The organism is Nostoc sp. (genome assembly GCF_036917375.1).
In the GTDB taxonomy this organism is placed as follows: domain Bacteria; phylum Cyanobacteriota; class Cyanobacteriia; order Cyanobacteriales; family Nostocaceae; genus Nostoc.
This window is the reverse complement of the sequence record NZ_JBALDN010000017.1, coordinates 152,116-167,213: the sequence shown is the minus strand read 5'-3', so window position 1 is coordinate 167,213 and position 15,098 is coordinate 152,116. Positions and strand designations below refer to the sequence as shown.

General features: G+C 41.2%; 10 protein-coding genes. 6 read left to right on the top strand and 4 right to left on the bottom strand.

Going from position 1 to position 15,098, the window contains the following annotated elements:
• Positions 1-63: 63 nt before the first annotated feature.
• The 3 genes from V7K45_RS05160 to V7K45_RS05150 form a co-directional block, all read right to left on the bottom strand.
• On the bottom strand, positions 64-204 hold the full coding sequence (locus tag V7K45_RS05160) for a hypothetical protein (protein ID WP_335001035.1): 141 nt from the start codon (positions 202-204) through the stop codon (positions 64-66).
• Positions 205-206: 2 nt separating this feature from the next.
• Complete coding sequence (locus tag V7K45_RS05155) at positions 207-5,759, bottom strand: PAS domain S-box protein (protein WP_335001033.1); 5,553 nt, start codon at positions 5,757-5,759, stop codon at positions 207-209.
• A 346-nt stretch (positions 5,760-6,105) separates the two neighbouring features.
• A complete protein-coding gene (locus V7K45_RS05150) occupies positions 6,106-8,496 on the bottom strand; it encodes a response regulator (RefSeq protein WP_335001031.1) in 2,391 nt (796 codons plus the stop codon).
• Between the two features lie 160 nt (positions 8,497-8,656).
• Between V7K45_RS05150 and V7K45_RS05145 the strand changes: the two genes are divergently transcribed.
• Positions 8,657-10,003 (top strand): DUF58 domain-containing protein, encoded by a 1,347-nt coding sequence (locus V7K45_RS05145; protein WP_335001029.1) that lies wholly within the window; start codon positions 8,657-8,659, stop codon positions 10,001-10,003.
• Positions 10,004-10,633: 630 nt separating this feature from the next.
• Here V7K45_RS05145 and V7K45_RS05140 read toward each other — a convergent pair.
• Positions 10,634-11,038, bottom strand: a complete 405-nt coding sequence (locus V7K45_RS05140; RefSeq protein ID WP_335001027.1) for a hypothetical protein — start codon at positions 11,036-11,038, stop codon at positions 10,634-10,636.
• A gap of 1,084 nt (positions 11,039-12,122) precedes the next feature.
• On the opposite strand from V7K45_RS05140, the gene V7K45_RS05135 reads away from it, so the two are divergent.
• The 5 genes from V7K45_RS05135 to V7K45_RS05115 all read left to right on the top strand — a co-directional run bounded on the left by V7K45_RS05135 (position 12,123) and on the right by V7K45_RS05115 (position 14,664).
• Complete coding sequence (locus tag V7K45_RS05135; RefSeq protein WP_335001025.1) at positions 12,123-12,386, top strand: hypothetical protein; 264 nt, start codon at positions 12,123-12,125, stop codon at positions 12,384-12,386.
• 942 nt (positions 12,387-13,328) lie between these two features.
• Positions 13,329-13,592, top strand: a complete 264-nt coding sequence (locus V7K45_RS05130; protein WP_335001023.1) for a hypothetical protein — start codon at positions 13,329-13,331, stop codon at positions 13,590-13,592.
• A gap of 78 nt (positions 13,593-13,670) precedes the next feature.
• Positions 13,671-13,922 carry a hypothetical protein gene (locus V7K45_RS05125; protein WP_335001021.1) on the top strand — a complete coding sequence of 84 codons (252 nt, stop codon included), beginning with the start codon at positions 13,671-13,673 and terminating at the stop codon, positions 13,920-13,922.
• A 148-nt stretch (positions 13,923-14,070) separates the two neighbouring features.
• Positions 14,071-14,334: a hypothetical protein gene (locus V7K45_RS05120; protein ID WP_335001019.1), complete on the top strand. Its 264-nt coding sequence runs from the start codon at positions 14,071-14,073 to the stop codon at positions 14,332-14,334.
• 78 nt (positions 14,335-14,412) lie between these two features.
• On the top strand, positions 14,413-14,664 hold the full coding sequence (locus V7K45_RS05115) for a hypothetical protein (protein ID WP_335001017.1): 252 nt from the start codon (positions 14,413-14,415) through the stop codon (positions 14,662-14,664).
• The last annotated feature ends 434 nt before the right edge of the window (positions 14,665-15,098 follow it).

Genomic DNA, 15,098 nt, shown 5'->3' with positions numbered 1-15,098 from the left:
TAAAAAGCCAAAACATAGAGGTACTGGACAACGAGTTGAAGCTCCTAAATTTCATATCACTAATCAGTCTTTCAGCCTTAACTGAACCGTATTGAGTTTTGATTGGTTCGTTAGTTTCGCCTTGGCGACAACTGTGCTAATAGTCAAAGAAGAAATTGTTACCATTACGGTGACAAAAGTCAAGAATTTAATTTTGTTATTCATAATTAGATATTTTCCTCAGTTAATTCGATAATTTCATCGAAGCAGAAGTTGCGGACTAAATTTGCCAATTTTTCTGCCAAAGCAGAATGAGTTTGGGGAATTTGCTCAATGAGTTGCAAAATCCTTTCCGCATCGACTTCAACGGCTGCCTGATTCAGTTCTGTTAGCCATTGGGCAGGCATAACGGTAATTGCAGAATGAAGATCCAAGATAGTAGATTGAGTATTCTCTAGGTTTTTATCTGTTGCATCTTCACTGCTTTCTTCTGAACATATATAACGTACTTGCAAAAATTCAGCGATCTTTTCAAAAATCACTTGCTCTCGGAATGGCTTACGAACCAAGTCGTCGCAACCTGCGGCTAAGATACTTGCCTGTTGTTCTTCAAAAGCACTAGCAGTTAGAGCAATAATTACGGTACGGAAATTTGTAGTTGTATTTTTTTCCCTGGCTCTAATCTCTTTAGTGGCATCGTAGCCGTTCATAACAGGCATCCGCATATCCATCCAAATTAAGTGAGGTTGCCAGGTTTGCCAAATAGCGATCGCTTCTTGTCCATTAGTCGCAGCCTGAATTTCAAAACCAATGCTACCAAGAAGTTGCACAATTAAATCGCGGTTTTCTTTACGGTCATCTACTACGAGAATACGGTAAGATGGTTGGTCTTCCGCTAGCTTCAGTACGCGTCCCTTATTTAATTTTGGTGCAGCTTTCAAAGCTGCGGCTAAATTCACTTGAATGTCAAAGCTAAAAGTAGATCCTTGTCCAAGGCTACTCGTTAAGTGAATATCGCCTCCCAACAACCGCACAAATTGACGGCTGATAGTCAGTCCGAGTCCAGTTCCCTCCTTAGTTTGAATACCGCTTGTTGTCTGGACAAAAGGCTGAAACAGATTATTCATTTCTTCTGCTGCTATTCCCCGTCCAGTGTCTTGGATTTCAAAAAATAAGGATTGGGAATTGGGCATTGGGCATTGGGCATGATTATTCTCCTTGTCCCCTTGTCCCCTTGTCTCCTTGTCCCCACTCCCCAAGCTCACCCGCAACGTTACTCCCCCAGTTTGAGTAAACTTGACGGCGTTACCCAAAAGGTTTATGAGAACTTGGCGGAGTTTACCTTCATCTGTTTGGATGTAGCGGGGGAGATTGGGAGCCATTTCAAATTTGAGAAACAATTGCTTTGCCTGTGTCCGCACTTGAAACATCTCTTGTAGTGTTTGCAACAACAGATAAAGGTCGAAGTCTTCGGGGTTGAAAATGATTTGTCCAGCTTCAATTTTGGACATTTCCAAGACATCGTTAATCAGGTTAAGCAAGTGTTCTCCACTGCGGTTAATGGTAGCTAATGATTCACGTTGGTTTGAGTTGAGGCTAGTGTCTCGCTCCATTAATTGGGAAAAACCCAAAATTGCATTCAAAGGGGTGCGGAGTTCGTGACTCATATTAGCCAAAAAAGCACTCTTGGCTCGGTTGGCAGTTTCGGCGGCTTCTTTGGCAATTCTCAGCGCTTCTTCTGCCTGATGTCTCGCGCGACCGATCGCAATTATTTCACCTACCAGTTTTAATAGATTAATATCTTCTTGGTTCCAGGTTTTTGAGTAGTGAATCATCGCTGCACCAACAAATCCAACGACTTTGCCAGCATGAACCATTGGCACAGCTAGTATAGATTGAAACGACATACTTTCAAAAAGTTTCCGCTCAGGTAGATGCAGGGGTAAATCTTCCACACAAGAGATTTGTCGATGTCTACCACGGAGAATCGGCTCGTAGAAATAGGGGAAAACTTCCACAGGCGAACCTCTGGCAATATCAATTAATGGTGCAACATCTTCACCACACCATTCATGGATCAGGTTGAATTCACTTTTATCTTGGGAGCATTCAAAGATGCAACTGTGTTCAGCATCAATAAATTCAGCGATCGCCTGAAGTGTAAAATTAATTGCTGTTGCTAAATCTTGGTCAATAAATTGCCGAGAAATACTGCTGATTAAACTTTCGGCTTGAGTCCGACGTTGCAAGGCTGCTTCTGCTTGTTTGCGATCGCTAATATCACGAGCTACGCCGACAATCTGAAAATTACCTTGGGCATCTTGTGTGCGGACTGCATTAGAAGTTAGCCAAACCCAGCCCCGACTGCGATGTTTAGCGCGGTACTCAGTCCCAGAAATTCCCTCGCCTGTTGCCAGGATAGTTTGGGCGACTTCTTGACATTTGGGCACATCATCGGGATGAGTAAAGAATGCTAAGGAATTACCCTCCATTTCGCTGGGGGCAAATCCGGTAGTTTTCAAGATATTTGGAGAAATATAGTTGAAAATCCCATCGGGATTGATGACAAATAGCACATCGTTGGCCTTTTCAACAATAGTGCGAAACTTTAACTCGCTTTCCTGTAAGGCTGCTTCTGCTTGTTTTCGTTCCAATTCAGCACCGGCACGGGCAGCAAAGATTTTCACAATCAGTTCCCGTCCCGGATCGGGCTTCATGGGTTTAACATCTATCACTGCTAGATGTCCGATGATTTCACCGGATGAACTGGTGAGAGGAACGCCAAAAAAACTTTCGGCATTCATCCTTACTAAATCTGCATCTTCTGGGAAAGTAGTTTGTACTGCTTGCGGGTAGTGACACATATTGCCTCGCAAGGTGTGTTCGCAAGGAGTACCCTGTAAATCATATTCCAAGTTATCGTTAATAGCCCCATTACACCAAAATGCCAAAGTGCGGACTCTCGTTTTTGGCTCGTCATCAAACTCAGTCACTAGGGCATATTGAACTTGTAATACTTCGGCAAGGTAACGAACGCAAGAATTGAAAAATTCATTGCCTGTTTTCGCGGCTGTACCCTCAACAATTAAGCGTAAAGCTTGTTCTTGCTGTTTGCGTTGGCTAATATCTGTAAAAACAGAATCCAAACAGGATTCTTCGGCGTTGAGGCGAAGTGATAACAGTACCCAAACAACAGATCCATCCAAGCGTCGCAGTGCTACTTCAAAATTGCGAACTTCGCCGGACTCTTTTAACTCTGCTAACATTTGCACCCGATCTTCTGGATTGACATATAAATCAGTTGTGAAATACTTGCCAATTAAGCCAGCAGCAGAGGTAAAACCTAATATCTCAGCACCACGTTGATTAGCATCGATAATCAATCCATCTTTTTGGCAGGTACGAAAAATCCCCACTTGGGAATTTTCAAAGATGTTGCGGTATTTCATTTCACTACGACGCAAGGCTTCTTCTGCTTGCTTGCGTTCTGTGATGTCGCGTCCCACACCGGCGATCGCAACACCGCTAGGAGTGTTAATTGTGGAAGTGTTAAAGTTGAACCATCGCCAGTTACCATCTTGGTGTCGCAATCGCACTTCAATATTAGTCAGCTTTTCACCAGTTATCGCCCTTTGTAAGGCACTGGCGCTAATTGCTAAGTCTTCCGGTTTGGTAAACTCCGCTACAGAATGACCTTCGATTTCCTCTAGGCTGTAGCCCATGATTGCAGTCACATTCGGCGAGTGATAAGTAAAAATTCCCTCTGGCGAGAGGACAAATATTAGATCGTTGGCATTTTCAACAATGCTACGGAATTTTAACTCGCTTTCCTGGAGAGCTGCTTCGGCGCGTTTGCGTTCTGTGGCATCTGTGCCGACTGAAAGAATTTCGATTAAGTTTCCTTGGGCATCTAAAATGGGTTTATTCGCCCAGACGATCCAGACGCGATCGCCATTTTTGCATAAGTTCTCGTTTTCGTTAAATAGATAGTTTTCTGGATGCTCACAAATATCAACCATTAATCTCTGCAAATCGCGCCCAGAAGTTTCCGTTTCTGGAACAATTGTACCAATAACATTGCTTCCTGTAATTTCATCTATATCGAAACCAAAAAGCCTTTGACCGTAGTCATTTAAAAATATAATGTCACCATTGCCATCCCAACGCAGAATGATACAGTTTGCTGTTTGCACCAAATCGCGGTACTGTGCTTCGCTTTGGCGTAAAGCCTCCTCGGTGCGTTTGCGAGCTGTGATATCCCGCACTATTGCTAAAATATGTCGCTTGCCATTGTAAATGCAAGTCGTTCCTTTGACTTCCACATCTATTAAACTGCCATCTTTGCAGACATCGACAGCTTGTCCATAAAATTGCTCGCCAGCTCGTGTTTTCTCAACAAACTCTAGAAAAACAGAATGTGAGTCTGGGTGAATATAAGCAGATGGATGTAAAGTGAGAAATTCTTCATAAGAGTAACCGTGCATCTGACAAGCAGCCGGATTAACTTCGGCGACTTTTTCAGTCTCTATTTCAGTAATAAATAGTCCATCATTAATTGCTTCAAAAATACTGCGGTATTGTAATTCACTTTGTCGCAGTGCTGCTTCTGCCCTTTGGCGCTGGGTGATGTCGCGGAAACTCCACACTCTACCAATAATTTGTTCGCCGATGCGCTGAGGACAAGAGTAGCGCTCAAATACTCTGCCATCTTCTAGTTCTAACCAGTCGTAACTAACTAATTCTGGTTGTGAATATAATTCTCGGACTCGTTGCAAAAACCCATCAGGATCTTTTAGTTGGTTTGCCAGATACGCTAGTCGCTGAGGATGATCTGGTTCCGTCAAAAGTTCTGGTGGAATTGACCACATTTCTAAGAACTTTTGATTATAACTAGCGATCTTACTTGAGCTATCGACTACTAATATACCATCTTGAATCGATTCAAAGATAGCGCTTAACAAAGATAGAGAGTTTTCTAAAGCTACTTGGGTTTGTTTGCGTTCGCTCAGATCCCGCCCTAAAACCACCAAGGCTTTGCGTCTACCATCTTGGTGAAATAGGGGAGCTTTAATCATATCTAAACTGCTCACTGTCCCATCAGGGCGAGGAACAGCTTCTTCTACTCGATGCACACATCCCAATTGCCAAGCTCGTTCATCTGTTTTATTGCAGTTGAGCAAAGCATCGCGATAAAAATTGCTAAATTCTGCCAGTTCTGAGTCTGTTTTGCCTTGATAATCAACGCCTTGTAGCTCTAAAAATTCTAGGTTAGCCTGGTTTGACAGCAGCCATTTGCCCTCGCCGTCTTTTAAACAGATAATATCGGGTGTAGCGTTAATTAATGTCTGCAATCGTTCTTCAATCTCTTGCAAGGATTCTTGAGTTCGTTGAGTCAGCGTGATATCCCGAATCACCAGTATGGCACAGCGATCGCTAGTCAATCCGGTACAGCTACCGGAAATTTGTAATGTTATTGGCTCATCTTGCTGCAACTGATAATTTGTTGTTTCATACTCCCCATTGAGTATCTGCACATCAGGATAGCAGGATAAAGCAACTGATTGTCCTAATTGTGTGAGGGGTAGCAAGTCAGTTAACTTCGCACCGCAGACAGTAGCGTGAGGTTGATTTACTAAAGACTCAAAGCGAGAATTGCACCATTGAATGAGTCGGTCTTCTCCTACCCAGACTACAGCATCAGCGATCGCACCCAGTGTTACTTCCATCTTCTTCACAGTGGCTTGCAATTGCTTTACCTGCTCTAGCTGTTGTGTACTCATTAACGACTCCTGTTAAATATATTCCTAATGACGCTCCTGCGTCGCTAACGTAATTCGTAATTATTATGAATTAGGTACTGTACAAACTAACAATCATGTGCTATAGATGATACTAATAAATCTGTATAGTGATTGTATCGTTAGTCCCTGACTGAAATATTCGACTACAGCAAAACTACATATTCTCTTCATTTTACAAAAATGCGAACGCCGAAATAACAAATGCGACCGCCAAATCAACAAATGCGAACGCCAAATCAACAAATGAGTTCGCCAAATTAACAAATGTAGTGGCTGAAATAGCAAATGCGCTTGCAAAATAAATAAAACCCTTGCAGTATGGTAATTACAAATTACGCCCAGCGGCTACTTGGTATAAAGATTGTATCGTTAGCCCATCATTGGGGTATTCGGCTACAGTGAAATTACATATTACCTGAAAGCGATCGCCATCGAAGGCTGTGAATATTTGCTGGCGGAGAGTAGTTAAAATCTCACTAAGGCGATGGTTTACTCCTGTTTTTGTTAACCCAGAAACTCCCACGACAAATTCACCATTACCCCAATAACCTACTACTTCACCACTGCAAAATACCGATTGGAATAAACGACTCCATCTTTGCAATACCTGGTTTCCAACCTGATGACCATACTTAATATTAATTTGACGCAAATCAGTCACGCTTAAGATCGCCAAGCAAACAGATTGCTGATTTTTCTCGGCTTGAGCAATTAGGTGTTGCAAGTCGCGGTTAGACTGAAACTGATTTGCTAGTCCAGTTAAGGGATCTTTAGTAGAAAGCGACTGGAGTAAACGACTACGTTCTAAGCGATGGGTAATACGTGCCAACAGTTCTGCCCCGACAACAGGTTTAACCACATAATCATCTGCCCCAACAGCAAACACTTGTTGCACAGTTTCCATCTCTCGATGAGCAGTCAGAAACACAATCGGTAATTCCTGCCATTGGGGATCGGTACGAACTGCTCGGCAAAGTTCGATACCATTGATGTGAGGCATTTCCACATCCAAAATCAACAAATCCGGTTTAGTAGATTGCAATACTTCCCAGAAGCGTAGCGGATTCTCCAATCCTGTCATCCGCATACCCCACGGCTCTAACATTGGGCGCAGTGCTGCTAAAATCAGCGGGTCGTCATCTACTGCCAGTATATTTACTCGTAAAGAACGAGTACGCTGTAATATTTGGGACGAAACATCCCAAACTTGAGCAGCTGTCACAGGCTTGACCAAAAAACCCCGCGCCCCGTACTGAGCAAAAGTTACGCGTTCTACTAATTCATCAGTTGCAGCCAGTACCAGAACGGGTACGGGTGGAGTACGCGTTGCTAAATCCGAAAGTAGTGCCAAACTTTCTTTACGCCAGCCGATATCATCTATATTTAGCACTACTAAATCTGGTGATGTGGTTTGGAGAAAGTTTTTTGCATCCTCTAAGTTGCTGATTTGCTGCCAGCATATTCCCATGCACTCAACCAGTTGTTGCAACTGAGAACCTAGTTGCAGATTGGGGTCAATTAAGATCAATCGGGTATTAATTTCGGGTGCGATCGCAGTAGAACTTTGGTTATCTACCTTTTCCCCCATCAGGTTGATTAAATTACCCAAATCTTCAATCAGCGTCAGCAATTGCCGCTTTTCACTTACTGACAAATCACCATCTTTCCCTAAAATCTGTTCAATTTCCCGCGCTAGCAGAGTGCCATTGTCTTGCTCAAACATTCCCAAGACACCAGCTAGTTTGTGCGCCTCTCGTTCTCCCGATTTACGTAACTCCCCAGTCAGTGTTTTACCAGATAGTGCTGCCGCCAATTCTTGCAATACCGTCAACCGCTGTACCATCAACCCCTGATATTGCTTCCACAAGCCACCCATCGCTTGCTGAAACTGCTGTTCAACATCACGATTAGGAATTCGAGATTTTTCTTCCTCCCCCTGCTCCCCTGCCCCTTGGCCACTGAGCGTAGCCGTTCGCGTAGCGTCTCGTAGAGAAGTGCTACCCCTCTGCCCCTCTGCCCTCCTGCTCCCCTGCCCCTCTGCCACTCTTCCAGGATTCAGCCGATATCCCAAACCATAAACATTTTCAATCCAGTCTACTGCTCCGGCTGCTTTCAACTTTTGTCGTAAGTATTTGATGTGAGATTTTACAGTCTCCTCTTGGGGTGGATCGTCAAAAGTCCACAAATGCTCAATGATATCTCCCCGACTAAAAACACGCGATGGATTCCGTAAAAATAACTCCAGCAAACTATATTCTTTGGCTGTTAATTCCAGTAGTTTGTTGTTATATGTGACTTCGCAACTACTGGGATCTAGTCGTAATGAGCCTACTTCCAGTATAGGAGTACAGGGGCGATCGCCTCGACGGATCAGCGCTCGTATCCGTGCTTGCAGTTCTTCTAAATCTAAAGGTTTGATCAGATAATCGTCTGCACCTGCATCAAGTCCCTGAATCCGCTCTCTATTACCATCTTTCGCCGTCATCAGCAAAATCGGAGTGAAGCAACCACCAGAACGCAATCGCTGACACAATGTAATACCGTCCAGTTTCGGTAATCCGACATCTATTAATAGCAAATCGTAGTTCGTACTTTGCGTGTATTCCCAACCCATTTGTCCGTCTTGTACGACATCAACAACATAATGTTGCTTAGTCAGAGACTTCAACAAGACACTTGCTAAAATTTCTTCATCTTCGATTAGCAAGATTCTCATACACCCGTCCAAAATATAATTTGCTACTTCACCCAAAAAAAATAGTACAGTAGGTGGCTATTTTTCTACAAGCAGAAAATAAAAGATTTTAGCAAGTCTTCTTATTTCGGTTACATTGAAATTCACTTTATACTTAACTCCTAACTTCTGGCTCTAAAACATGGTTCCTTCCAAACGAGTTTATTTATTATTGGTTTTGGGTATAGCGATGTCTACGACGGGCTACGCCTACGCCCCGATTCTATCCTTATTTATCAGCATTAAAGCAACCATTACCATCACTGTACTATTTGATGCCATTATTCTCGGACTGATGGTTGCAGATGGTTTGCGGGTGCGGCGTTCTCGCGTGCAAATTACCCGCGAATTACCGTCACGATTATCTATTGGGCGAGATAATCCCGTAGTGCTAAAGGTGACATCTCCCAATACCGACGCTCAAATTGAAATCCGCGACTATTACCCAACAGGATTTGGTGTGTCTGCACCTGCACTCAGCGCCATTATTCCCAGTAACAGCACTGAGGAATTGACGTATACCGTCCACCCAACACAAAGGGGAGAGTTTCCTTGGGGGAATATTCAAGTTCGACAACTGGGGCTTTGGGGATTAGCTTGGGATGATTGGCAAATTCCTCAAAGTCTGCCAGTGAAAGTTTATCCTGATTTAGTAGGATTGCGATCGCTCACAATTCGTCTGACACTGCAATCATCTGGCTCTATGCGCCAATCTCGCAAAACTGGTATTGGTACAGAGTTTGCCGAACTGCGGAACTATCGCACTGGTGACGATTTGCGGTTTATTGATTGGAAAGCTACTGCCCGTCGGGTTGGCGCTTATGGTAATGCCATGCCACTGGTGAGGGTTTTGGAACCAGAACAGGAACAAACGTTACTGATTTTACTCGATCGCGGACGGCTAATGACGGCAAAAGTGCAGAGTTTGCAGCGATTTGACTGGGGATTGAATGCAACTTTATCCTTAGCTTTGGCAGGTTTACATCGAGGCGATCGCGTCGGCGTTGGTGTATTTGACCGCCAAATGCATACGTGGATTCCCCCAGAACGCGGTCAACATCATTTGAATCAGCTAATCGATCGCTTAACTCCAATTCAACCAGTATTATTTGAATCGGATTATTTGGGGGCGGTGACAAATGTTTTGCAGCGACAAACTCGGAGGGCGCTGGTAGTAGTGATTACCGATTTAGTTGATGTCACTGCCTCTACAGAACTCCTAGCTGCACTCTCCAAACTAGCACCCCGCTACCTTCCATCTTGCGTAACTTTGCGAGATCCACAAGTCGATCGTCTAGCACACACTTTTACAGATGATGTCGCAAGTGCCTATACCCGTGCAGTAGCACTAGATTTATTAATGCAACGACAAGTAGCTTTTGCCCAACTGAAACAAAAAGGTGTATTGGTGCTAGATGCACCAGCAAATCAAATTGCCGATCAGTTGGTTGAGCGATATCTGCAACTCAAAGCGCGAAATCAACTTTAGTAACTATCCAGATATAAAGGACTTCCGAAAAATAAATTAGACATCTCCAGAAATTAAATATGCGTTATCCATAACCCTTGTAGAGACGTGGCTGTGCTATGTCTCTACATTCTTTTTCGGAGATATCTCTGGTTAAAGATTTATCATTAATATCATGTCCGCCTGATTAGTTATGATTCGGTGCATCTGTGCAAGAAGCTGAAAACTCTTTTTCCCCCTGCCCCTCCCCGCCGGTCTATGGTGTACACACAAGTTGAATTACCCCCCTTAATCCCCCCGATGTATTAGGGGGAAACAGGAAATTTAGTCCCCTCCCCTTTATAAGGGGAGGGTTAGGGTGGGGTAAAACCTTGGTTAATCAGCTATTTCAGACTTGTGTGTACACCGTAGCCCCGCCGGCGGGGTGGGGTTCTTGGGGTTTAGTAAGTAATCAAGCAGACATGATATAACTCCCCCTTAGCAAGGAGAATAACCGGATATTTTCCCCAAGGCATTATAGGGATTAAAAGAGGTAAATCCAGGGTTTGGGCTTCATGACCAAGTATTCTAAATTCTGGTGTATATATTACTCCTGACTTTTTACAAAATGTGGACAAGGGGAATGGTTCGCGAATATTATTCGCGAACCCACTACTCATCTTTGTTGTATTTAGAAGTTTCTTGGATTAAATCTTTCAAACCTTGATTTAGAGTTTCAATTGAACGATCTAATGCTTCAATTTTGGCTCTGAGAAAAATTTGTTCTACAGCTTCTAAGTACGCTTGACTACCTGCTTTGCCTAAGTGCTTATAACGAGAAGTCTTACCATCAATCTTTGTTGGAAATATTGCCGCACTAGCCTGTAATTTATAATACCAATAGACTGACTTCCTCCCTTTAGCGAGATAGCGAACAATCCAACAGGAAGATGCAGCTACCTCCCCCGAAGCACTTATTGCTTGGATTTCTTTCTCCAGATGCTCTTTAGCTTGAACTACGCAATGTATGCGTGCATATAAATCTTCTTGGGATGACGGTTTTGAATTATTGGGCATAAAACAAAAAATATACGGTTCGCGAATAACTTATACGAACCATTCGTGGCTCTACAAAGCTTTTAAACAATTAAAATTAAACCATTAATTTCAAAATGTAATAAGCAGTACAACAAAATGTAATAAAGAGTACAAGAAAATGTAATAAAGAATACAACAAGCAAGTTTGGCACAAAGTTTCCAACTCTAACTAACTCTTCACCAATCTTGTATCCCAATCACACTATTTTTTATATATTCTAAGTATTCTCCTAGCCCAACTATTGCGCGTATTGTCCAATCAATAGTTAATTCCACATTATTTTCCGCTTTGGAGATGTACTAGCAAGCAGCAGATACATCTGTAATTTAGTTAACATCTATGATGTAATGATTTATAGTTTAGTTCAGTACAAATAAGTCATTCTTAATAATTTTGTCGATATAAATAAGTCATTCTTAATAGTTGCGTGGTAATCAGAGTCAAAAACCTATTATCAAATACATCTCTCATCCACCAAGCGATCGCTTTCTGCTTTACAGCCTAATTTTAGAACTTTGCAATATTCTTCTATCTGCTAACGATACGTATACTAACTAATAATCAAGGTAAGTATTTTGGTGTGTTATAACAGACTCGCTTGTTAATACCTGAAATCGAAAAATCATTTTATATGTTTATGGTTCGCGAATGATATTCGCGAACCACTTCTATTCTCAACATCGCGTAAAAGCCGCTAAATATTCTCCGCAGAAATGGTAATAGTTCCATAGCAATTTCTCAACTATGAATCATCTTGCTATTCTTGTCCTTATGGGCTGAAATGTATGTGTGACTGGGGTTAGACGGATATCAAAGTACTTAAAATCAGTTACAGTAAAACGCTTTTCAAACAACCTGTAAATACAAAGGGAGGTAAATAGCTTGACAGTGCAAGGGTTTGTCTGATGTAAGCAAAAAAATTATGTAAAACTACTATTTATTAATTTCTAATAGTGCTATTCTTTTTTGTGGCACGAAAAAGCAATCAAGAGATTGTACTCAGACAATAATCCTAAATAGGAAGTTAATCAAAGGTAAACAGGAAGTTAACAAGGGAGAAGTATGCTTAAAATTCGTGATTTAGACTGCCAGCAGAGTTATTTAGAATCTCTAAATGATGAGAAAGCCGAAAACTTAGTTGTGGGCGCTGGTACTACGGCTTTCATACTGACAACTGGAACGGCGGCTGTTTACGACGACACAGGAGCTAGTATAGACGCTAGTACTATTAGTACTGCTGCAATAACAGTAGACCCTTCCGGTAAAAAAATACTAACGGGTGGAACTTTAATTCAAGTAACAGTAAAACCATTCAAGAAAAACTAACACTACGTTAGCCTCAAAGACTTTTTTTCAAGTTTCGCAATAGAATATAACGGAAGTACTCTGACCGTTAGAGTATGTTTGCAAATTCAAACATACTCTAAACTCGACTTGATCCAAAATTAAAAACTCTGTTTTCTTTATCCGGCAATAACCCTGGCTTTTTGGCAAATACTTTTTCAACTTCACAGATTCTTGATGGAGTTAAAAAAGTAAAATGATTGTTACACAAAGCTTTTAGGGATAGTGTTCACTTTGCTAAAAAATGGATAAAGTCGAGCTAACTCTAGAGTCAAATAAAATAACAATTCGCTTGTTTGACATTTTGGCTTTAAGTGTTTGCTTTTGCTTTAAACATTTTTAGTTAGAGAAGAATTCAGAAGTCATAATCAATTCATTTGGGGATTCAGATCCGCAACTAATTGTTCGCATAGTGTTCCGTAGGGAAGACTACTAAATCTACGATTTGGTGGGGGTCTTAAACCCGCTTATATCAGACGTTAGCAGACTCGCTCTAAAGGTACTCTTGCAGAAAAGCAAGCTACGCGTAGCGTCTCTAAGAGTTGCTATGCCGCAGGCTTTACGCTGCGCTATCCGCTTTTTCGGTCAGAATACAAGAAGGGTATTCTGACTCCTGTCTCCTGAATTTTGTTTCGATAAATCATGGTGTGAAAAGTGCTGGTGTTCAAGATAATTCCTTTAAAAGTGAATTATCAACCCAGTTATAATTTACATATTAATTATTCTGATAATTAAAAACTAAAACAACAATTTAGGTGGCGTTATACTCCATCTAAATTGTTGTTTTTTAGCAAATATATCAAAAATAAATTTACAAAATTTAAGGAAAAAAGTGTTGCAAAACTATCTGAATTGTTGAATATTTATTGTGTTGAACTAAAGCAGTTCAAATTTCAATTAATCTCTTTTGAATAGATAGAATCTATGGCTACGATAAAAATATCTGAATTGCAGCCAGAAAGCCAATTCGAGAAACTTTCTGATGCTGATTTACGGTTAATTAATGGAGGAGGCAATGATTTCCAAGTGACTACAGGTGGAACTTCTCTTGCCACAGGTATAAATGTTGGATCGGGAAGTATTACGAACGATACTCGAGCAATTGGTACCATTCAAGCAGGGGTTGGATCGCCATCTTTCACTATTACTTTTAATGCTGATGCTTTCTCACGGTCTTTCCCTTCTTAAGAGTTGTCAGGGAAAATTTTAGAAGCATAGTAAATCAGATACGTCAACGTACTACCAAGAAAACTCAAAGAGGAAATTATGGCTAATATCAAAATCGCTGAATTACAATCTAGCTTGCTTGAAGAAGTATCAGTTATAGATTTGGACGCTGTTCATGGGGGTGCAACTGGTATTCAAGCTGTTGGAGGAAGCTCAGGAGGTGCCTTAGGTATTGCTATTGGTGGATCAACGATTAGCAATTCAAGCAGTTTTACTTTCGCTAATGGTCAACTAGGAAATGCCTTCGTAACGTTTGGATCAGTAGCCCAAGGTGTTACTTTACCCACCTAGACAACTTAATGCTTTAGACATTACCTAAAGTTTTTTCAAGTTTTGTAATAGAATTTAACGGAAGTACTCTGACCGTTAGAGTTATGTTTGCAAATTCAAACATACACAGCACAAATTTCAATTAATCTCTTTTGAATAGGTAGAATCTATGGCTACGATAAAAATATCTGAATTGCAGCCAGAAAGCCAATTCGAGAAACTTTCTGATGCTGATTTACGGTTAATTAATGGAAGAGGCAGTGATTTCCAAGTGACTACAGGTGGAACTTCTCTTGCCACAGGTATAAATGTTGGATCGGGAAGGATTACGAACGATACTCAAGCAATTGGTACCATTCAAGCAGGGGTTGGATCGCCATCTTTCACTATTACTTTTAATGCTGATGCTTTCTCACGGTCTTTCCCTTCTTAAGAGTTGTCAGGGAAAATTTTAGAAGCATAGTAAATCAGATACGTCAACGTACTACCAAGAAAACTCAAAGAGGAAATTATGGCTAATATCAAAATCGCTGAATTACAATCTAGCTTGCTTGAAGAAGTATCAGCTACAGATTTGGACGCTGTTCATGGGGGTGCAGCTGGTGTTCAAATTACTGCAGCAACCTCACAAGTATTCATAGGTTTTACTAATGGTGGAAGATCGCTTGCCAATGGAACCAGTCAAAGTGTCCTTCAAGGTACGGTAAACAATTTCCGCTTAGATGTTGGATCAGCCACCTTTGGTGTGACTTCACCCACTTAGACAAATTAATGCTTTAGGCATTACCTAAAGCTGTATATTTAGGGCTGGAGTTAAAGTTTAACTCTAGCCTTTCATTTTTTCACGTCGTGCTTATAATGTCGCTAATGGCGCGATGCAAATGCATATTCATTTCAGTTAAGGCTTTAAAATTTTATTTAGATGTGTTTGCCTTAGCCTGACTCATATCTTGTATTATTTCACCCTGACTAGAAAAATTGCGTTTTTAGACTAAAAAACTCAGAAGTTAAGGTTAAATCAATGGTATTTAATCTATTTTTTCATGCTAATTTAAACATTTGAATAAATTTTTTACAGAGTTATTTAAAAATTAAAAATTAAAAATTAAAACTAATTATTTCTTTACAATATTTTAAATAGAGTGATGATAAAGTATAAAACATTGCTTTTCCAAGAAGGCAATCATTAGCTCATAC

Coding starts and splice junctions, on each gene's coding strand:
- V7K45_RS05135 (WP_335001025.1), top strand. CDS start 12,123: ATGCTTAAAATTCGTGATTTAGACTGCCAGCAGAGTTATTTAGAATCT.
- V7K45_RS05145 (WP_335001029.1), top strand. CDS start 8,657: ATGGTTCCTTCCAAACGAGTTTATTTATTATTGGTTTTGGGTATAGCG.
- V7K45_RS05125 (WP_335001021.1), top strand. CDS start 13,671: ATGGCTAATATCAAAATCGCTGAATTACAATCTAGCTTGCTTGAAGAA.
- V7K45_RS05140 (WP_335001027.1), bottom strand. CDS start 11,038: ATGCCCAATAATTCAAAACCGTCATCCCAAGAAGATTTATATGCACGC.
- V7K45_RS05150 (WP_335001031.1), bottom strand. CDS start 8,496: ATGAGAATCTTGCTAATCGAAGATGAAGAAATTTTAGCAAGTGTCTTG.
- V7K45_RS05155 (WP_335001033.1), bottom strand. CDS start 5,759: ATGAGTACACAACAGCTAGAGCAGGTAAAGCAATTGCAAGCCACTGTG.
- V7K45_RS05115 (WP_335001017.1), top strand. CDS start 14,413: ATGGCTAATATCAAAATCGCTGAATTACAATCTAGCTTGCTTGAAGAA.
- V7K45_RS05160 (WP_335001035.1), bottom strand. CDS start 204: ATGAATAACAAAATTAAATTCTTGACTTTTGTCACCGTAATGGTAACA.
- V7K45_RS05120 (WP_335001019.1), top strand. CDS start 14,071: ATGGCTACGATAAAAATATCTGAATTGCAGCCAGAAAGCCAATTCGAG.
- V7K45_RS05130 (WP_335001023.1), top strand. CDS start 13,329: ATGGCTACGATAAAAATATCTGAATTGCAGCCAGAAAGCCAATTCGAG.